The 21,057-nt window shown below is 57.3% G+C and carries 10 protein-coding genes; 4 read left to right on the top strand and 6 right to left on the bottom strand.

Annotation, left to right across the window (positions count from 1 at the left end; all coding sequences use genetic code 11):
* Window position 1: 1 nt before the first annotated feature.
* Window positions 2-9,904, bottom strand: coding sequence for a hemagglutinin repeat-containing protein (locus ACOTZF_RS13675; protein WP_230210019.1), 9,903 nt, complete (start codon window positions 9,902-9,904; stop codon window positions 2-4).
* A 9-nt stretch (window positions 9,905-9,913) separates the two neighbouring features.
* The gene (locus ACOTZF_RS13670) at window positions 9,914-11,587 is read right to left on the bottom strand and encodes a ShlB/FhaC/HecB family hemolysin secretion/activation protein (protein ID WP_129251581.1); all 1,674 of its coding nucleotides are present in this window, start codon (window positions 11,585-11,587) and stop codon (window positions 9,914-9,916) included.
* A gap of 260 nt (window positions 11,588-11,847) precedes the next feature.
* Between ACOTZF_RS13670 and ACOTZF_RS13665 the strand changes: the two genes are divergently transcribed.
* Complete coding sequence (locus ACOTZF_RS13665; protein ID WP_013098822.1) at window positions 11,848-13,017, top strand: DNA repair ATPase; 1,170 nt, start codon at window positions 11,848-11,850, stop codon at window positions 13,015-13,017.
* Here the strand turns inward: ACOTZF_RS13665 and ACOTZF_RS13660 are convergent, their stop codons facing one another.
* Window positions 13,018-13,782, bottom strand: coding sequence for a siderophore-interacting protein (locus ACOTZF_RS13660; RefSeq protein ID WP_129251575.1), 765 nt, complete (start codon window positions 13,780-13,782; stop codon window positions 13,018-13,020).
* A gap of 146 nt (window positions 13,783-13,928) precedes the next feature.
* On the opposite strand from ACOTZF_RS13660, the gene ACOTZF_RS13655 reads away from it, so the two are divergent.
* Window positions 13,929-14,423 carry a PadR family transcriptional regulator gene (locus ACOTZF_RS13655; protein ID WP_013098824.1) on the top strand — a complete coding sequence of 165 codons (495 nt, stop codon included), beginning with the start codon at window positions 13,929-13,931 and terminating at the stop codon, window positions 14,421-14,423.
* On the opposite strand, the gene ACOTZF_RS13650 is transcribed toward ACOTZF_RS13655, so the two are convergent.
* Both ACOTZF_RS13650 and ACOTZF_RS13645 read right to left on the bottom strand, forming a co-directional pair.
* Window positions 14,420-15,979, bottom strand: a complete 1,560-nt coding sequence (locus ACOTZF_RS13650) for a methyl-accepting chemotaxis protein (RefSeq protein WP_058651393.1) — start codon at window positions 15,977-15,979, stop codon at window positions 14,420-14,422. The genes ACOTZF_RS13655 and ACOTZF_RS13650 overlap by 4 nt on opposite strands.
* Window positions 15,980-16,315: 336 nt before the next feature.
* Window positions 16,316-17,836, bottom strand: coding sequence for a methyl-accepting chemotaxis protein (locus tag ACOTZF_RS13645; RefSeq protein WP_013098826.1), 1,521 nt, complete (start codon window positions 17,834-17,836; stop codon window positions 16,316-16,318).
* Between the two features lie 434 nt (window positions 17,837-18,270).
* On the opposite strand from ACOTZF_RS13645, the gene ygjG reads away from it, so the two are divergent.
* Window positions 18,271-19,650, top strand: coding sequence for a putrescine aminotransferase (ygjG, locus tag ACOTZF_RS13640; protein ID WP_013098827.1), 1,380 nt, complete (start codon window positions 18,271-18,273; stop codon window positions 19,648-19,650).
* A 75-nt stretch (window positions 19,651-19,725) separates the two neighbouring features.
* Here ygjG and ACOTZF_RS13635 read toward each other — a convergent pair whose 3' ends face one another.
* Window positions 19,726-20,328, bottom strand: a complete 603-nt coding sequence (locus ACOTZF_RS13635; protein ID WP_013098828.1) for a helix-turn-helix domain-containing protein — start codon at window positions 20,326-20,328, stop codon at window positions 19,726-19,728.
* Between the two features lie 42 nt (window positions 20,329-20,370).
* Here ACOTZF_RS13635 and ACOTZF_RS13630 point away from each other — a divergent pair, with 42 nt between their 5' ends.
* Complete coding sequence (locus ACOTZF_RS13630) at window positions 20,371-21,057, top strand: B3/4 domain-containing protein (RefSeq protein ID WP_038420663.1); 687 nt, start codon at window positions 20,371-20,373, stop codon at window positions 21,055-21,057.

Raw genomic sequence — 21,057 nt, 5'->3', positions numbered from 1 at the left:
ATTAAGGCTCCAAAAATCCACGGAAGTTACCTTGAGGGTCGAATCTGGCGCCACGCCCATCAGGGGCGATGACATCAAACCCTCCAAAACGATTTCCTTCTTTTACAGAAGCTCCTGGCGCTTTAACTATCTCATCTAATATTTTCTGCCCCTGCTCATTCATTTGAGCAGGAGTGCCTTTAGCAGCAGGATAAGCACTTCCTTCGCGGCTACCGTGTTTTTGTAATGCCCTGCCTGCAACGGTGAAATTGCCAGACTTAGCTGCTGAGTCAATATTAGCTCCAGTTTTAGAAAGCGAATTTAATTCAAGCTGACCAAACTTACCGGCATTAATTTTTCCAATATCTGATGAGAGATTTTTCGCTGCATTAGCCGCTAACGCTTCGGCTTTCGCCGCCGTCGCCTCCGCTACCGACTTACCGATGCCTACCGCACCGCCAGCACCAACACCACCCGGTACGATAGCTTCTGATACCTGTATTCCGGCGCTGTTCAGACACAGCACAACATTTCCAGCGCAGGCCTGTATTGCAGCCTGAGCCGCTGCCGCTATTTCCGGCGTTGCTGCTGCCAGTACTCCACCGCCAAGACCTGCCGGAAGTGCCACCATCAGCGCATCATTCATCGCCAGGCCTTTTTGACAGGATGCTGAACCGGGATCAGTGCTACAGGATGCTATATTCTTGCCATGCTCCTGCACAAACTTCGTCTGGGTATCTTCGTTACCACCCAGAAGATTATTCTCAGACGAGTTCTTCCCGGCCTGCCCCCCCGCCATCGCCGACGCCGTGCTGTTTCCAGCAAGCCCGCCAGCCATCCCGGCCGATATCGTTGCCAGTGCACTGACCGTCTGCTTCTGCTCCTCGCTCAGGTCGCTGACCGCTTTACCCGGATACAGCATACCCGCTATCGCGTTCGCCGCAAGCTCTCCCGTCGCCGCGCCCGCAGCCCCCGCTGCTGCATTGTTCCCCTGCAGCGCCGCAACCGCACCGCCCAGGATGGCATGCGCAATGGTTTTCGCTGCCGTATTGTCATCGATCCCCATGCCGTGACCAATACGGTATGCCAGCTCCGGTGCCGAGGCCCCCGCCAGCGCTGCCTTCAGGTCGCTGCCCGCCAGCCCCTGAAGCGCTGCCGTCGCCGCCTGGATACCCCGCTGCAGGTCGCTGCCCGTGCCGTATTTTGCCGTCGTGGTCTTGTACGCATCGCTCCCGCGCAGCGCATCCTGATAGGCTTTTTTCAGGGCGTCGCTGGCATCCGCGTCCGGCTCAGTCACGCCCTCTTTCGCCAGCGCATCCCGCGCCGCCTTAAGCCCTTCTGTCTCTCCATAAGTGTTCGCGATATCCACCGCCTGCGAGCCAATCTCACCAATCAACTGCACTTCCTGCAGGCGCTGCTGCTCCTTCTCCTTGTCAAATATCGGGCTGATGCTGCCGTTCGCATGCTCCGCATCGCGGCTCAGGTCAGCCACATCCTGCTTCTGGTTCTCCTTATCACGGATGATGAGCGTCCCTTCGCTCACCGCCGCCTGTGTTGTCCCTTCCGCGTGACCGCTGTTACCGCCTCCGGCCAGCAGAGCGTTCGCCATATTCCCGGCAAACTGCTTGCCGATGCTGCCGCCCGAACTGATACCCGCGCCCTGATGCTCCGTCTTAAAATCCGCCTGGTTGTGGATATCGCTAAAGCCCAGCGTGCCCGTATCTAGACGGTTTTTATCCGCCGTCGCCGTGGAGGCAATCACCCCGCCGTCGAGCTGCGTATGGTTGCCCACCGTCACGTCAAACCCGCCGTTGCCTGCAAACAGCCCGCTCTGCTCCTGCACCGAGTCGTAGTCGCTGGTCATTTTGTCGCGGCTGACATTGATGCTGCCGGAGAAACCGCCTGCACCAAAGGTGTAACCCGCACCGCCGCTGACGCTGTTCTGCTTGCTGTTGTAGTGATCGCTGTCCTGGGTACTGGCAATCGTCAGGTCGCGCCCGATATCCGCCACCACGGTTTCGCCGCTCACCTGCGCCCCGGCGATCGTCGCGTCGCGCCCGGTGTTGATGGTCACGCGGTTACCCGCATCCACCGTGGTCTCGTTCTGCCAGACACCGTTGCCCTTCTCGTGCCCCTTGCTGCTGTTTGCGTTCGCCGAGATGCTGATGCCCGCCCCACCGGAACCGACACCCACTCCAACACCCAGGCTGCCACCGCTGCTGCTGTTTTTACCCGTTGTCTGCTGCGTGTCCTGCGAGGCAATCAGGTTGACGTCCCGTGCTGCATCAAGCGTCACGTCCTTCCCGGCCTTAATCTGGCTTCCCGCCACGGTGATGTCGCTTCCGGTGGCTTTTATCGTGACGTTATTGCCTGCACTCAGGGAGCTGCCCGTGGTCGTTTCGCTCTCCATGTGCGATGAGGATTTGGACGACTGTGACCCAATCGACGCGCTGACGCCGATGGTGTTGTTATTGCGTTTGTCAGAGTCGCCCTTCACCTGGTCCAGCGCCACGGCCTGTCCGGCCTGTACGCCTGACAGCGCCGCCTGCGTACCCTGCAGTGCCGCCAGACGTGAGTCGCTGCTCTGCTTCGCGCTCTGGGCCGTGGTGACCGCGTTATTCACCGCGCTCCCCGCCGCCCCGGACAGCGCCACCGTCAGTCCGCTGCTCTTCTGCTCAAATTTCTCATCGCGGGTGCGTTTGTCATGCCCCGGATCAATCACCACGCTGTCACCGGTCAGGCTGATATCCTTCTGCGCGATGATATCTGCCCCGCCGATATGCGCCTGTTTGCCCGCTGCAATGCTGACGTTGCCGCCCGTCGAGCCGACGGTGCTGAAGCTCTCGCTCTGGGTGGTACCCTGCTCGCGAAGATCGTGGGTGGACTTGCTGCTGCCGATGGTGAAGCCAATGCCGCCCGTGCCCATCAGGCCGGACTTTTTGGTCTCCTTAAAGCGCCAGGCCGTGTCGGTGTTGGTCGCCGCCACGATGTCCACATTGTTGCCTGCGGAAAGGGCCACATCGCCGTCGCCAGCGACCGCAGAACCTAACACCCGCAGGTTGTTACCCGCCGACACCGTCACATTATCGCCGCTCAGCAGCGAGCCTTTCTCCCGTGTCGCGCTGTCTTCCTCGATGGTGTGGGTGGTCTTTTTGCTCAGGAAGCCGCTACTGGTTTTAGTTTGTTCCCGATAGCGGTAATCGCTCTCCGTCGCCGTCGTCAGATTTACGTCGCGGCCTGCCGCCACGCCAATATCGCCCTGCGCTGTCACGTCAGCCGCCTGCGCGGTTACGTCGCGCCCTGCGAGGATCACCGTATTCCCCCCGCTGGCAATCTCCGTACCCTGCTGACGTATAGATTCGTCAATGGCGGTTTTTTTCTTCGCCTGGCTGCTGGAGCGTTCCATCGACGCTTCCGCCAGCAGGTTCACATCCCGACCGGCCTGAATGCCCACATCCCCTTCCGCCGCTATCGCTGCCGCACGGGCATTCACATCGTTACCTGCCTGCAGGGTGAGGTCATCGCCCGCGCTCAGGGTGCTGCCCTGATGCGTGACGGACGCCGTCTCCGTGGTCGCGCGGTTGCGCCCGGCGCGTCCTTCGCTGGTCGCGATCTCGTTGGCGGTGATGTTGATATCATTCCCCGCCGCCATACCCAGGCGGCCACCCGCCGACACGTTTGCGCCGGTCACGTTGATATCCTGTCCGGCGCGCATCGTCAGCCCGTCGGTGGCGGTGATGGAGGCCGTCTTGCCGACATCGGTGCCACTGAAATGCACATTTCCCGCATCGACATTCCACTGCTGTGCGCGGGTGATGTTGTTAATGCTGCCCGCGACGCTCTCCAGCCCTACCGTTTTGCCGCTGATGGTGGATCCGATGTTATTGATATCCCCCAGCGCGCTCAGGTTAAGCCCGCCGCCTGCGCTCAGCAGTCCGGCGTTGAGGTTGCTCAGGCTGTTGCTGCTGTCGATTGAGAGCCCATTCTGCGCCGCAATTGTGCTGCCGCTGTTAATGACGTTCCCGCCCGCCAGCTGGACGTTATTGCCGCTAATCACGCTGCCGCTGTGAACGGTGACATCCTTCGGCGACAGATAGACTTTCGGGATCATCACCGTCTGACCATTGATGGTCGCTGACTCCCACCAGAGCATGCTTTTATCGAGTGCAGCAACCTGCTCAGCCGTGAGCGCCACGCCGAATTTCAGCCCCAGCGTTTTTTGTTGCTCTGCGGCGCTGTCCATCAGGTAGCGCATCTGATCGAGATCGGAGCCGATGCCGTTGATATAGCGGCTGCCGGTCTGGTTCAGAATCGCGTTGCTGACGTAACGGGTATCAAACGCCGCGTCGCCGAGGAACCGGTAGTCGCGGTCCGGGTTCAGCCCCAGACGGTCAAGGAAATAGGCCGAGCCAAGGAACTGGTTCCGATCGGTATACGCGCTGTTGGTTTCACGCGGTGTGGCATCGGGTGTTATGCCAAGCAGGTCATACAGTCCATTAAACAGGCTGTCGTCCATGTTGCCGAGGTCATCGAGCTTTGGGTTCACCGTAATCAGATACGGGCTATCGGGATCGGTGGAGGGAACAAAATAGCCGTTGTTGCCGGACGGCAGTGGATAGTTACCGCTGCTGCCGTTTTGGTCGGAGAGCGATGAACCGCCGGAGATATCTTTCAGGGCGTCACTCACCGCATCACGCCATTGCGGGGTGGTGATGTCCTGCGCATCCGCTTCGACAAGGGACTGCGCCTGCTCGCCGCTGATAATGGACTGGTTGCTGAGCGGGGTCAGCGTAGGGGCGGCAATCGTATTGCTAAAGCCATCCGTGTTGGCGGTGACGAGAGTGTTGCTGATGTCGTTGGTGAAGGTGGCAGAGACATTACCGCCTGCCTGTATTACAGCTCTGACAACATTAGCGGTATTTTCTGATTCGGCCTCACGCCCAGTCAGAATATAGGTTACACCACCGGCATTAATGGTTGATGCCGTGTAGACAAGATATTCAGTCTCAGAACTCGCCTGGTAGCTTTGGTTGTTGAGCTGCTCACCTTGTAGGCTAATATCGCGATTAGCAAGTATATTGCTACCGCTATTGTCGAGATAATTGGCAGTGATATTGAGATTATTAGCTGATGCGATGCGCGCTGCATGGCCAGTACTGGTTACATCAACCTCAGTTCTTTTAATCGCAAAACGTTTGGTTTGACCCGAATCATTAATCCGATAAGAAGTGGTAAAGAAAGGCTCATCCATGCTGCACGCACCTGGATAGGTTGGAAAACTCATGCAGCTTCCTACCCAGACATCCGTACGATTTTTTACTGTTGAATAACTTCCTTCCTCCATATCATCCAGGCTTACGACAAAGGATGATTCACCAACCCAGGAAGGGTTATCCAAATCAGTTATCTGTGTATTCGAATTACTTCCATCCCGCTCATTTAATAAGTGGGCTGTATTGATCGTAATATCACCCTTCTGCGTCTCTATATTCCCGGACGTATTCACCACTTCACTGTTCGCCGCACCCGCCGCATTTTTCTGCATCCACAGGCTATTCCCTGCCAGAATATCGCCGTAGACGTTATGAATACGGACGGCAAAGAGCTGCATATTATTCGCGGCATAAATCAGTGCGGTATTGAGCAAGGTGCCCACAGCATTCATCGTCAGGCTGCCAGCCGTACCGGTAAAGCCATTTACGGTTATGTCACTCAGGCTGTTAAATACCACGTCGCCGCCTGCAGAGAAGCTACCGGCTGCATTGAGCACAATACGTTGCGCGCTGAACGTGCTGTCACCCTTACCTGCAGTGAACTGGCCGTTGTTGGTTAATACTCCACCCGTGCTCAGAACGAGGCTGTTTCCCTGTAAGGTGCCATTATTGGTGATATCCCCCTGAGCGGTGAGAGACAGGGTGTTGCTGGCGGCCAGCGTTCCACTGAACTCAAGCGCATTTAACAGATGAAGCGTGACGTCTCCCAGCGCCACAATCTGTCCGGAGTTTTTCAGCGTGCCGCTGTTGAGCGTGAGGTTACCCGCGCTGAACAACTTACCGCTGATGGTATGGGTAATCTCATCGCCCTTCACCGTAAGCGAACGGGTACCGAGAGCCGTACCGTTGTTACTCAGTTTTTGATAATTAACCAGCAGGTCTGCACCCTGCAGCATGCCGTCGTTGGTCAGCGTCGTTCCCCGTAGCTCAGCGTTGTCAGTGGCGAGTATCCGCCCACTATTTGCCGCGTTCACCACATCCAGCAGCAACCTCACCGCCTGAACCAGCCCGCTGCTGCTGTTCGCCAGTTCCGGTGCGGTCAGTGTGAGTTTGCCACCGGAGAGCATTTTGCCGTCGTTCTGTACGCGGGTGGTGGCCTTCACCGAAGATTCCCCACCGCCCTGCAGCGTGCCCTGATTGTTCAGCGTGGCTGTCGATACAGTCAGCGCATTCTCGCTCAGCAGCACACCGCTGGCGGTATTGTTCAGCGCGCCCGAGGCATTCAGCGTCAGCGCTTCTCCCTGAAGCCGTCCGCTGTTAATGAGTTGACCGGCGGTAACCGTGGTCGCTTTCCCCTGGATTTGCCCGGCGTTCGTTGCATTTTCCACATCAAGCGTCAGCGCGCCTGCGCTGAGCAGTTTTCCTCCGGCCTGGTTATTCAGCTGCGTAAGGGCGACCGAAAGCGCAACAACGCCGGTGATCTCACCGCTGTTGTTCAGGGTACTGGCCCCCAGCGTGAGGTGTTTTGCAATCCACTGCCCGCTGTTTGCCAGCGTCAGCGCTGAGAGCGCCAGTTCTCCATTGGAGGTGATTTTGCTGCCCGCTGTCCCGGTAAAGGTGCTGTCGATTTGCGCATCCAGTAAATTTTCTGCCTGGATCGCACCGCCGTTCGTAAGCGCCTGCGCATGAATAAGAACCCGTTTCCCCTGCCATTGCCCTGCGTTACGCAGATCGCCGCCTGTCACGGACAACTCACCCGCGGTCAGCAACGATCCCGACGCGTCATTCACCAGCGTCAGTAATGGCGCCGCCATCTCCAGGCGGGCGGCCAGCGTCAGGGCGGCAATCCCGGTCAGCGTTCCGCTGTTCGTGATGGTGTCCTGATGCGCGGTGACGCGATTCCCCTGAAGCGTACCGCTGTTGCGCAGCGTCTTTCCGTTAAGCGAAAGGTCACCGGCCGACAACATATTGCCGCTGTTAACGGTATTGACCGCATTCAGCGTCCCGTTGCCCTGGCTCATCAGTTCGCCGGTATTACTGAGTGTTCCGGCGGTCGTAACATCAAGTGAGCCGGTCGCGAGGGAACTTCCGCGGTTAGTCCAGTCGTGGGAGCGGATACTGACATCCTGTCCCTGGATCTGCCCTGCGGTAGTCAGCGTGGTACCTGAAAGGCCGAGCGCTCCGCCCGTCAGCGTGCGGGAGCCTGTCAGTAAATTCAGGATTCCGGCGGTCAGTGATAATGCGCTATCGCCCTGTAACAGACCGGCACTTTCCAGGCGATCGGCATTCAGCGTCAGGGTGTTGCCCACCATGCTGCCCGCACTGGACACCGACTGTGCCGTGATGCGGTTTGCCCCTTGAGCCAGCAGCATCCCCTCCGCGCTGTTCTTCAGCGTCTTGTAATCAATTGCCAGTGAAGTCCCGCTCAGCTCGCCGCTGTTGGTCAGATTTGAACCAGAGAGGGAAAGCGCCGCGTCGCTGGTGATAATACCGGCGTTGTTCAGTTCAGAGAGGGAAAGTGACAGTGCCGCCGGGCTGTACAGCACGCCGCTGCTGCGGTTATCCAGCAGACGGGTAACCAGCGACAGCGTTTGTCCGGCGTGGATCAGACCACCGTTAATGACCTGAGGGCTGTCGATTACAAGCGCGGAGGCCGTCAGGGTTCCACCGTTGCTGAGATGGCCGGTTTCAACCTTAAGTCCTGAAGCTGATGATTTCCCCGTATGGTTGAGACTGCTGTCAGCCTTCAACGTCATGTTGCCTTTGGCAGCCTGAGTTCCTTCAAGTTTTGCGTTTTGCACGGCCACGCCGACGCTGTTGCCCTGTGTCTGTGCCGTGGCCGTGGTGTTGAGGCTGCGGCCCTGCACGGTAACGGCTCCACCGGCACTGGTTTCACCTGCAAGCGTGGTATCGGTATTGTTCAGCGCCACATCCCCGTCGCTGTGGGTCACTGACGTTGCGCTGGCGGTGAACGTCTCCGCTGAGGTGGTGAGCCCCCGGACACCGGAAAGCGTACCGCTGTTGTCGATCTGCGCCGCGTTCAGCGTGAGCGTGTCATCGCTGATAAGCGTGCCGCTGTTGTTCAGATTGCCGCTCGCGGTTACGGTGGTTTTCCCTTTCGCACCGGTCTCACCGGAAAGCGTGGCATTGTCTGCGCGGATATCCAGCGTGGAGGCGCTCTTCAGCGCGCCGGAGCTGGTGATATCCGTCCCGGAGACGGTCAGGCTGTTGCCCTGAACGGTGCCGGTATTGCTGAATATACCGGTGTTAATCCGGGTATCCGCCACGGCGGCTAATGCGCCATGGTTCGCGAGGCTGCCCGCGCTGACGGCGAGAGATTGCCCGGCGGTTGTGCTGCCTTTCAGTTGGCTGTGGCCAGACGTGGTGAGCGTGATGTTCCCGCTGGCATTTGTTGTGCTGCGGCTCTCCTGCGTCAGCGTCTGCGCGTTGAGGGCAATCTCGGAAGCACTGAGATTTCCCTGCTGCACCAGCTCGCCTCCTTTGACCAACAGCTGCTGACCCGCCACAACAGAACCGTTAAGCGCCGCGTTTTTCTCAGCATTTACGGCAAGATGACGACCCGCGCTTGCCTGGGCATCTGCACTCTGGATCAGGGTGGTCGCGGCAAGCGTAGCGTCATTTGCTGCCGTGAACGCACCGCCGTTTTGCGTCAGCGTGCCGCGGGTTGTTAACTGAAGGTTGTTATCGGCGGCAACGTGAGCCTGGTCAAGCGTCAGCGCCGTCTGGCCGGAGACCGTGACGTTGCCACCCGCTTTATGGTCCCCGCGTAACGTTACGTCCGCCGCGCTGACCGTGGTGCTACCGCTGGCAAGGGTATTTTTCAGCACCACTTTTCCCGCGCTGCTGAGCGCAATATCCCCCTGTCGCGCATTAAGGTTGCCCAGGTTTACGCCCACCCCCGTTTCACTGGAGACCAGACGGATCCGGTTTGCGTACATGCCGCCCAGCGCGCCGGTGTCTACCGCGACCTTCGGGGCTGTACCTTCACCTTTTAACGCACTAACGCTGCCATCCGCCGCTACGCGGTTCGCCCCTGCAACGACACGTAAATCTTTCGCATGCAGTTGCGCGTTGATCTCCGTCGCACGGGAGATGATCGACACCGCATCGCTCTGCGAGCCATTGAGGCCCGCGCCCTCGATGGTGACCGCCCCCTGGGTTACATCAAGAGATTGCAGCTTACCGCTGGCATCAAGCACCGGTTTACCTGTGGTGAGGGTCACATTCGGCGTGTTGATAAATCCGCAGCCGTTACAGGTGATACCGTAGGGATTCGCCACGATGACGTTCGCCGCCTTGCCGGCCACTTCGGTATAGCCCTGCAAATTTGAGCGGTTAGCGCCGGTGACTTCGTTGATGATGCCTTTGGCTTCCTGCCCGGCCTTCAGGTTGGGGTTATTCTGGATAAGCCCGCCAAGCTGAGTCTGGTTAAGCTGCCCGGTCGCGTTATTGAGGATCAGCCCCTCTTTCCCGACGTTGTAGTCGTTGTATTTGTTATGGGAAATACCGGACTGGTTCGGCGTGGCGATATTCACCACCGGCACGCCGTTAGCCGCCTTATCCATCTGCGTATTGCCGGACGGGGTGATGGATGCCGCCACCGCGGGTAACAGCGGCTGCGTCGCCAGCAGAACGCTCAGTAACGCGCTCAGCGCGCGCTGTGAAAAACGAACCTGATCCTGTTTCATCATCCCTGTCCCTTAGAAAGCCACTGATACGCGGTAGTAAATCGTGAGGTGATCCGGTGCCAGCCAGTCCGGATACGCCATCGGTGTGCCAACGGTAAACTGGCTTGAATAGCCGCGATGAGCCGTCGTCAGACCAAACGCGGCGCCCCACAGCGTGCCGGAGGCGTAACGGTCAAATCCGTCCTTCTTCAGCCAGCCACCGTCAACTGCTGCCAACAGGCCAACATCCCCCACCCACGGCAGCGTAAAGAGCGAATAATTGAGTTCATTTCGCCAGTAACCGCCGTTATCACCGGAGAGGTACTGCTCTTTGAAGCCGCGCACGGAGGTCTCGCCCCCCAGCGTCAGGCGCTCGCTGCCGTACAGCCGGTCCGGCGACCACTGAAAATAGACGCTGGTCAACCACCACAGCCCGTCAGCAACCGGGCGCTGAAAACTGCCGTTGACGCTCCATTTGCGGAACTCGGCTTTCGGCACATCGCCATGTTTGTCGTTATCATCTTCGGCGCCAAACCACGGCACACCCTGAGTGAAGGTCGGGTTCAGGGTCGCCACGCCGGAGGCAATTTTTTGCGTGTGGTTAAGGCCCAGGGAGAAACTTGAAAGTTTGCGGCTGCTGGTAGCCAGCAGAACATCGTCGAGATAGTTATGGTTGATGCGGTGGGTGATGCCCGCCGACACGCCGGTTTTGATATCGCCATTGCGGAACAGGACCCAGGAGCCATTCAGACGGTGGGTTTCGGTGTCGCCCGTCGAACGCCAGAGCCAGCCGTTATTATTGATGGTGCTGAGGTAGTTGCTCCAGCTGTAGCTGTAGTCCAGCAAGCCGTAGCCGTAAGGCACGCTGACCCCGGCGGCAAAATTCTGAGCATCATGGCTGTTCGAAAAATCGCTGCTGCGCCCGCCGCTGATAAACCACTTATCCGCCAGCCCCAGCAGGTTATTGCCGTACAGCGCGCCATTGAGCTGTCCGGTACCGGTACTCTTTTGCCCGCTGTTATCGAAACTCACTGAACCGCTGAGCGGGAATTCAGGCGAAGCCGTCAGATTGACGATTGAATAGCCCTGCCTGTCACCAGGCAAAATTTCTATTTCAACCGGCGTCTGGCGCACGCGATTAAGCTGCTCCATGCCCTGTTCGATATCGCGCAGGTTAAGAATTTTCCCTTCGAGGCCAGGGAAGGTCATGCTCAGCGTGCGGGTGGGAACCCCTTCAAGCCGGATTTGCTGGAGTTTGCCTTCCAGTACCGCGAGATGCAGTACGCCACCAGAGAGATCCTGCTCGGTTAAAAATGCGCGGCTGGTGATATACCCCCGGATGATATACCAGTCAGAGACGGCGTTGGTCAGGGCGTTGAGACGCGCCATATCAAGACACTGGTTCACCCACGGCGCAACCAGGCGATCTTTGGCTAACGGAGAAAGAAGGGTGGTACCCGTCAGCTCAATGCGCGAGATAACAAAACAGGGACCTTGCGGAGTCGCAGCACTGTCGGGCTGAACAGGACGCGGTAATACCACGCTGCGCTCCAGCTCTTCACGCTGGCGCTGGTTTTCATCCAGCAGCTGCTGCTGTTGCTGCTGAATAGTATTACGGTCGGCCGGAGACAGGGGGGCCGCCTGCGCAGCACCTGCCAGCAAGGCCATGCCAGCCAGCACCTGTAGTATCGACGTTTTCCCTGTCATCACTGCCACTCCTTGCTAAAAGTCCGTTTTCAGACTTGCCTGTCAAAAAACGCGCAACTTATGTCAAAAAGTAAACAGTGTAAATACACACATTTAATTTAAGGTCTATTTTGCTGCATTTTCAGAATTTAGCGGGTGACACTGCGTAAATCTAAAGAAATCCCCCATCGCGCCGATCATCATCCGTGTGTATTATTTCCTGTAGCGTTTCCAACAACTAACCTTAACTCAAATACTTAAGCGCCAAAGCGAAAGGCATCATGAGCACACCGATCAAACGGCTAGAAATCATTAAAAATGCCATTGAACTGGAAGATGACGACATCATTCAGAGCCAGCTAACCCGGCTGAAAAATGAAGCGTTTGACGATGAGCTACAGGCAATCGTCGTGGCGCTTGAGCAGAAAAACTACACTGCGGCCATCGCCGCGATCGTCGCGTGGCTACAAAGCCAGCGTGCCGTGACGCCATGGCGCGATCCGCAGGTCGCCGCGAGTAAACTGGAACTGAAAGCGCTGGAAGAGCGACTGCGCGATCTGATTGACCGCCGTAACGCGCGCGTACAGCAGCTTGATGAGTTCAACGATCTCTATTTCTCCCGCCTGGGCCCGCTGATGCAGCAGATCCTCGCCCTGCGTAAAACGCTGGCTGAGCTGAACCTGCGCCGCCAGCAGGCTGAGGCGCGTCGTCGCGAGGAAGACTACCGCCGCTGTCAGCGCTACATGGCCCAGGCCGTGGAGGTGCTGGCAACACTCACCCAGCGCTGGCGCGAACTTCCTGCCGATTCCGTACAGGCAGCCGAGGCGCGTAAGCATCTGCAGCAGCAAAGTAACCTGATTGCCAACCTGCTTGCCGAGGCGCTGGAGCTGGAGAGCGGCTTAACGCGTGAGGAAGAGCCTGCGCGTCAGGCGCGTGACGAGGCCAACGAAGAGTATGAGAAATACCGCGAGCAGCATCAGGATGCCGAAGTGCGTCTGCGTAAAGGGAAAGATCTTTCACAGGAGGATCGGGACGAGCTGAAACGGCTCTGGCGGCAGGCGAGCAAGCTGTGTCACCCGGATCTGGTGGCGGACGATTTGAAAGAAGAAGCCAACGCGATGATGGTGCAGCTCAACCAGGCTAAACAGCGTGGAGACGTCAAAGCCATTCGTTCTCTGGTGGCGCGCCTGCAGCAGGGCTTCGAGCCGCTGATGGCCAGCGACAGGCTGAACGATCTGGAGCGCATCCGCAAAAAAATGGCTCAGGTTCGCGAGCAGATCGACACCTTAGTGAACGAGCTGGCAGAACTGGAGAAAGAAGAATCCTGGCTGCTGGTGTCGTCGCTCAGCAATATGGAAGCGTACTTCGCTCAGCAGGAAAAGGCGCTGAACGAGGTCCGCGCCTCGCTCGAACATCAGGTGAGCGAAGCGCAGCTCGATTCAGCAGCGTAATTATTTCGCGTGCCAGTACGCGCTGGCACGCACCAGCTGCTGATCGATAACCTCAGTCTCAAACAGTCGGCTCAGGTTTTTAACTACCTTCCCTTCCCCGGTCAGCCAGATAAAGTAATCTTCCGCCGGAACGTTCAGCGACGCCAGCTGCTCAACCACCGCCTGCTCGCTGTGGCCGATCACCCAGGTGATGTTGAACGCGCTCAGGTGCGCCAGATAATCCTTGTATGATTCATCCCCGACGGTGACCACCGCGTGAAGTTCCGGGCGTTTCGGCAAGCTGGCGATGCCTTCCAGGCGGCGACGCAACGCCGGCATCCCGGACTCATCGCACACATACAGCTGCCAGGCGTAATCCTCCGGTACCACCAGCGAACCGCGCGGGCCACCAATCGTCAGCCTGTCGCCCACTTTCGCCTCTAGCGCCCACTGGCTGGCAACGCCACCGTCATGCACGAAGAAATCGAGTGCCAGCTCATGCTTCGCGGCGTCGTACAGCGGCGTGTAATCCCGGCTTTGCGGGCGCACGCCGTCGCCCCAGTCAATGCCCTCGTCGGTGACCACCGGTGGCACAAACGTCGTTCCCGGGGCCGGGAAAAACACTTTGGTGTGATCGTCGAAACCGCGGGAGCTAAAGCCCTCCAGCGCTTCGCCGCCTAAAACTATGCGCTGAAAACCAGCGCTTACGCGCTCAACACGGAGCACGGTCAGTTCACGAAAACGCAGTTCGTTACGCACGCGTTGTGGATAGCGGGTGGTTGCCATGTTAAGACCCTTCTCAGGTGAATACGATATATCTAAATTGATTTTAAATGATAATGATTGCTAATCAGCAAGAATGCAAGATCTTTTAGATTGCATCTGAATATATCTTAGATATAGTTTAGATATATCAATTTACGAGGCACACTATGCGACACGAACATGATGGCGGCGGACGTCGACCACGCTTTTTTGGTCACGGCGATCTGCGGCTGGTGATTCTGGATATTCTGACCCGCAACGCGAGCCACGGTTACGAGCTGATCAAAGAGATTGAGAACCTGACCCAGGGGAACTACACCCCGAGTCCTGGCGTGATTTACCCGACGCTGGATTATCTTCAGGATCAGGCGTTTATCACCATTACGGAAGAAGAGAATGGGCGTAAGCGCATTGCCATCAATGCGGCAGGACAGCAGTGGCTGGAGGAAAACCAGGAACAGCTTGAGCAGATTCAGGCGCGTATCAAAGCCCGCGCGGTCGGTTTCCAGCTACGCAAAAACCCGCAGATGAAGCGGGCACTGGATAACTTCAAAGCGGTGTTAGATCTGAAGGTGAATCAGGGAGCGCTCAGCGACGCGCAGCTTAAGCAGATCGTTGGCGTGATCGACCGCGCGGCGCTGGAGATCTCCCAGCTGGATTAAGCCGGTGCGTGCGCGCTCACGCGGAAGACGCGTACCAGCTCTTTCAGGTGCATCGCCTGCTCGTTGAGGGAGGCCGCCGCGGCAACAGACTCCTCCACCAGCGCGGAGTTTTGCTGGGTGGTGGCATCAATCAGGCCAATCGCGCTGTTAATCTGCGAGATCCCCTCCGTCTGCTCGTGGCTGGCCTGGCGGATCTCACGCAGGATCACATCCATCTCTTCCACGTTGCCCACCATGCCGTTGATAAGCTCGCTCGCCTTCTCGACCAGGTTCATCCCGTCCTGCGTCTGGCTGGTGGAGCTTTCAATCAGCTCACGGATCTCACTGGCTGACGAAGCACTCTTCTGCGCGAGCTGGCGCACTTCACCAGCCACTACCGCAAATCCACGACCGTGCTCGCCCGCCCGGGCCGCTTCCACCGCCGCGTTCAGCGCCAGAATATTGGTCTGGAAGGCAATGGCATCGATCAGGTCGATGATGTCGGACATCCGGTTCGAGGTCTCGTTAATCAGGCGCATTTTGCTGGTCACCTGCTTCATCATCTCACCGTTGTTTTTGACCACCTTCGCGGCATCTGCCGACAGGTTGGTCGCTTCTCCGGTATGCGAAGCGGTGTTTTTCACCGTCGCGGTGATCTGCTCCATCGAGGCGGCGGTCTGTTCCACAGAGCTGGCCTGCTCTTCCGTGCGCGCAGCCAGATCCTGGTTCCCGGCGACAATCTGCGCGGCGGCGCTGGAGATATTCTCCGAGCCGGTCTGCACCTGCTGCACAATGTCCAGCAGACGCGTTTTCATCTCCATCAGGGCATGCAGCAACAGGCCGGTTTCGTCTTTACCGTGCGAGGTGATACTGCCGGTGAGATCGCCATCCGCAATCGCCGCCGCAAAGTCCACGGCCTGGCCCAGCGGACGGGTAATGGAACGCACGATAAACCAGCCAATCAGGCTGCCTGCCGCCACGCTGAAGAGGGAGATGAGGATGAGCAGCAGACGGTTGCTCCTGAAATCACTTTCCACCTGCACCCCGGCGTTCTGCATCTCAGTGTTCTGAATCGCAATCAGCTGCTGCACTTTGGCTTTATAGGCCTGCTGCAGTTTGAGGGTGTTGGTCATCATCTCCTGAAGCGCCCCGGCGCGATCGTGATTCTGCACCGCCTGCAAAATACGATAGCGCGAGTCCAGATACTGCTGGCGCACGCCGCGTATCTCGGCGAGCACCTGCTGCGATTGCTGATCCTGCAGCACGTTGTTCAGCTCACCGAGGAGCACCGTGATGTGCTCACTAATCTCTTTAAGATGCTGCTGCGACTGCGCCGTGTACGTTCCCTGTTCATCCAGCAGCATGAGCTGCTGAGTGCTAATAAATTCCTGGAAGTTATCGATTAACTGGTTCGCTTTTACCGTGGTTGGATAATCACTGGTAATAATGGATTGCATCCCGTTGTTTGCCCGGTTCAGACTCATTAAAGACAAACTCGCGCTCACCACCATCAGGACAATAAAGAATCCAAACGCCAGAAATAATTTCGTGCCGATTTTTACGTCATGTAAGAACATATTTACTCCATCGATGTGATTATTTCTCAGACGATCACCGTTATCGGTAACGAAACCGCTAACTTTATGACTTTGATCGTTTTTTTATTTCATAACCATCACAATGGATAGGCAGAGGCTATTAATATAGCCGTATCGATCGTTACTCAACCACCAGACGGGGCATTTATGAAATAGCATCGGGGAAAAATGACTTAGGCAGGGATAAATAACTGAGGCACTTTCTTTAGTTACTTAATATAAAATTAACAATAAATCGCAGGAATAATTACAAATGAAGCGACGAAAGCCGTTTACGCCTGGCAGAATAAACGGCTTTTCTGGAACATTACAGACTCAATGGAGAACCGTCACTGCATCCTGAAGACGTCCGGCCCGGTGTTTTACCATCGCGGAGATCTGCGCACTCTCTTCAACCAGATCGGCGTTTTTCTGCGTGATGCTGTCCAGTTCAGCCACCGCGCGGGTTAACTCCGAAAGCCCGGTAGCCTGTTCAGAGGTGGCATGGCTAATCTGCGCAATCAGCTGAGTGACGTTTTTCACCTGCTCAACGATATCATCCATGGTGCGTCCTGCGGCGTGTACCTGCTCGGAGCCGGACTGTACCTTGCTGGCGCTGGCATCAATCAGCTTACGGATATCATTGGCGGCGTTAGCGCTGCGGCTGGCAAGATGGCGAACTTCCCCTGCCACCACCGCAAAGCCTTTGCCCTGCTCACCGGCCCGTGCCGCTTCTACCGCCGCATTCAGGGCGAGGATATTGGTCTGGAAGGCAATATCGTTGATCAGGGTGGTAATGGAGCCGATACGCTGGGTACTGTCGGCGATATCGTCCATGGTTTTGACTACCGTCTGCATCGCGTTCCCGCCTTTGGTCGCCGCACTGCTGGCGGCTACGGAGAGCTTATCGACCTCGGTGGCGGTTTCAGAGTTACTCTGAACGGAGGCCGCCATCTGGTTCATCGTCGCCACGGTCTGCTGCACGTTTGCAACGGTCTGACGCGTGCGGTCGTTCAGATCCTCATTACCCTGTGCCAGCTTGTCGCTGCCGTCGCGCACGCTCACCACCTGGCTTGATACGTCATTGATTAGCCAGCGACACATCAGCCCCAGTTGCCCCACCGCGCGAAGGGTCAGGCCCAGTTCGTCGCTGCGGTTCAGGTGCTGCACGCTATTGCGCTCGCCGGTTGCCACCTTCAGCGCCTGTCGCGCCACGTTCTCTACCGGCCGGACAATCTGCTGTTCAAACAACAACGTGCCCAGCAGCATCATTATCGCTGCTGCGACCAACGACACCCAGCCTGCTGAGGTTGCCACCAGCGTAGCGGCGAGCGCGCCAAAGAGCACCGCCATCACGCCGCGTACCCGCCAGCGCAGCGGCATTGCCGGTAGTTTTCCGAACCAGCCCTGACGCACCACCAGCCCTTTATGGATCCGTTTAGTACAGCGTCCGGCATTCAGGGCCTTATAGAGTGGCTCCACGGTAGCGATCTCTTCTGCCGTCGCTTTGGTGCGAATCGACATATAGCCGGTGACCTTCCCGTGGCGCACCATCGGCACCGCGTTGGCGCGCACCCAGTAGTGATCGCCATTTTTACGGCGGTTTTTGACAATTCCGCTCCACGGCTCGCCCTGTTGCAGGGTGTACCACATATCGGCAAAAGCGGCTTTAGGCATATCAGGATGGCGCACCAGATTATGCGGCTGACCCATCAGCTCATTAAGCTGATAGCCACTCACCTGAACAAAGGTGTCGTTAGCATGAGTCAGATAGCTGTGGACGTCTGTGGTAGACATTAAGGTGGTGTCATCGTCCAGAAGATATTCATTCTGGGTGACATAGGTTGGAGAGGACATCGTGAGCATCCCTTGCAGGTTATTTGAATGTTAATTTTGTGGTTTATTGTTTTTTCGGCGGTAAACAATTTATCTTTAGTTGTTAAACTTGATGGAGATCGCAGATTTCACTTAAACCGCACTTTTTGTGAGATTTTATAATTGATTGATTTTAAATACTTTCACAATGAAATTACCTGCAAAGGATGATCTGTTAACGCCCACTTAAGTCGCACCGCCTGCACCCCCCTGGTGCAATTGACCCCATCCACGTCTTCCTGCCCCCGTTTTCCGTACCGCTAAATCCCGTCTGGAAAACATCGGCATGATTAAATATTGCGCAACATTATTTTAACCTGGCGTTTATCCCGATTTTCGTTAAGTCCGCTGAAGTGGCGTAATCCCTGCAATACTTAACGCAGTATCATGTGATACGCGATCCCCGGGAGCATATTTTGAACAGGTTACCTTCCAGCGCCTCGGCTCTTGCCTGTACCGCGCACGCACTGAATCTCATTGAGAAGCGAACGCTTGATCATGAGGAGATGAAACAACTTAACCGAGAGGTCATCGATTACTTTAAAGAGCACGTCAATCCAGGTTTTCTGGAGTATCGCAAATCTGTTACCGCCGGCGGGGATTACGGAGCCGTAGAGTGGCAAGCGGGAAGTCTGAATACGCTTGTCGACACCCAGGGACAGGAGTTTATTGATTGCCTGGGTGGTTTTGGCATTTTCAACGTGGGGCACCGTAATCCAGTAGTGGTTTCCGCCGTACAGAATCAACTCGCGAAACAACCTCTTCATAGCCAGGAACTGCTCGACCCGCTTCGCGCCATGCTCGCGAAAACGCTGGCAGCCTTAACACCCGGCAAACTGAAATACAGCTTCTTCAGCAACAGCGGCACGGAATCGGTCGAAGCGGCGCTTAAGCTCGCCAAAGCGTACCAGTCGCCGCGCGGGAAATTCACTTTTGTCGCCACCAGCGGCGCGTTCCATGGTAAATCCCTGGGCGCCCTGTCTGCGACCGCCAAATCCACCTTCCGCAAACCGTTTATGCCGCTGCTGCCGGGCTTCCGCCACGTGCCGTTCGGCGACATTAATGCCATGCGCACCGTGCTCAGCGAATGCCGTAAAACCGGCGATGACGTAGCTGCGGTGATCCTGGAGCCAATTCAGGGCGAAGGCGGCGTGATCCTGCCTCCACAGGGCTATCTGCCTGCCGTACGTCAGTTGTGCGATGAGTTTGGTGCGCTGCTGATCTTCGACGAAGTGCAGACCGGCATGGGACGTACCGGCAAGATGTTCGCCTGCGAGCACGAGAATGTTCAGCCGGACATTTTGTGTCTGGCGAAAGCGCTCGGCGGCGGCGTAATGCCGATTGGTGCGACGGTTGCCACCGAAGAGGTCTTCTCGGTGCTGTTCGACAACCCGTTCCTGCATACCACCACCTTTGGCGGTAACCCGCTGGCCTGTGCGGCCGCGCTGGCCACCATCAACGTGCTGCTGGAGCAAAACCTGCCTGCGCAGGCGGAGCAGAAAGGCGACATGCTGCTGGACGGTTTCCGTCAGCTGGGACGTGAATACCCGGATCTGATCCAGGAGGCACGAGGTAAAGGGATGCTGATGGCCATTGAGTTTGTTGATAACGAAATCGGCTATAGCTTCGCGAGCGAGATGTTCCGCCAGCGGGTGCTGGTGGCCGGCACGCTCAACAATTCCAAAACCATCCGCATTGAGCCACCGCTGACGCTGACCATTGAGCAGTGTGAGCAGGTGCTGAAGGCGGCACGTAAAGCGCTGGCGGCACTGCGCGTGAGTGTGGAAGAGGCGTAAAAAAACGCCGGGTGGCGCTGCGCTTACCCGGCCTACAACACCAGCCCGGTAAGCGTTGCGCCACCGGGCTGCTTTTTATCGGTGAAACTCCGCCACCGTCATGGTAAAGCGCAGCACCTTTTTTCCCTCATTGGCATAGCCGTGCGCGGCTTCCGTTTTCGCCACCGCCGATGCCCCGGCAGCAACCTGCGTAACCGTCTCGTCCACCGTCAGGGTTAATATGCCTTCGTTCACGTGCAGCAGCTCAAAGGTACCCGCCGGATGCCCCGAAGAGGTAAAACGCTCTCCCGGCTGCATCTCCCACTGCCATAGCTCAATCATATCCGGGCCCGCGGTTCCTGCCAGCAGTCTGGCACGTCCGCCCTTTTCCCCCTGCCACAGCACCGGGATCGCGGCTTCTTCGATAACGTGCACCAGCGGCTCGCTGGAGACGTTAACGATATCCGCCACTGAGATACCGAGCGCGGCGGCCAGCTTGCACAAAATGGCGATGCTGGGGTTGGCTGCGCCCTTTTCGATCTCCACCAGCATGCCTTTGCTGACGCTGGCACGCCGCGAGAGTTCATCCAGCGACAGTTTTTTCTCTTTACGCCAGTTGCGTATGCGGTTCGCTACGGCCAGGCTTACCTGGGCGATATCGGCACCCTGTTCAGTCATTATATTGACTTTTTCAGTCATTGGTCACTACCATGGTATAAAACAGTCAATACAGGATTATTTATGTCTCTCGTTACGCCGTCAATAGACCCGCGCCTTGCCGCAATTGCCCCGGGCTTTCGGGCGCTGAGCATTCTGGTTGAAGCTGCGCCGATTACCCACCCGGAAGTCGCTCCGGCCGTGCTCACGCAAGCCTGCCAGCAGATGCTTAATGATGATGTGCCGTGGGCTGACGCGCACCTTTCCGGCTGGGATGAGGTATTTAAGGCCTTCGGCGCAAAACCGAAACGTACGCCCTGCTCGGCATCCGCCTTACGTAAGCGGGTCTTAAAAGACGGCTCGCTGCCACCGCTCGATCCGGTGGTGGATATCTACAACGCGGTGAGCATTCGCTACGCCATCCCGGTTGGTGGAGAAAATCTTGCGACTTATTCAGGCGCGCCGCGCCTGACGCTGGCGGACGGCAGCGAGCCGTTTGATACCTTCAAAGAGGGGCAGCCGGTGGTGGAATACCCGGAGCCGGGCGAGGTTATCTGGCGCGACGACCTCGGTGTTACCTGCCGTCGCTGGAACTGGCGCCAGGGTATACGGACGCGTCTTGACAGTCAGGCGCAAACCATGTGGTTTATTCTGGAAAGTCTGCCGTCAATGCCGCTTACGGCACTGGAAGAAGCCGGAGCGGATCTGATTGATAACCTGCAACGTCTGATGCCGGGTGCAGTGGTGCACAGGCAGTTACTGACCCTGTAA

It is taken from the genome of Enterobacter cloacae complex sp. SHL021, from assembly GCF_049237765.1.
Classification (GTDB): domain Bacteria; phylum Pseudomonadota; class Gammaproteobacteria; order Enterobacterales; family Enterobacteriaceae; genus Enterobacter; species Enterobacter cloacae.
The sequence above is the reverse complement of the archived record's forward strand: the minus strand, read 5'-3'. Positions and strand labels throughout refer to the sequence as shown.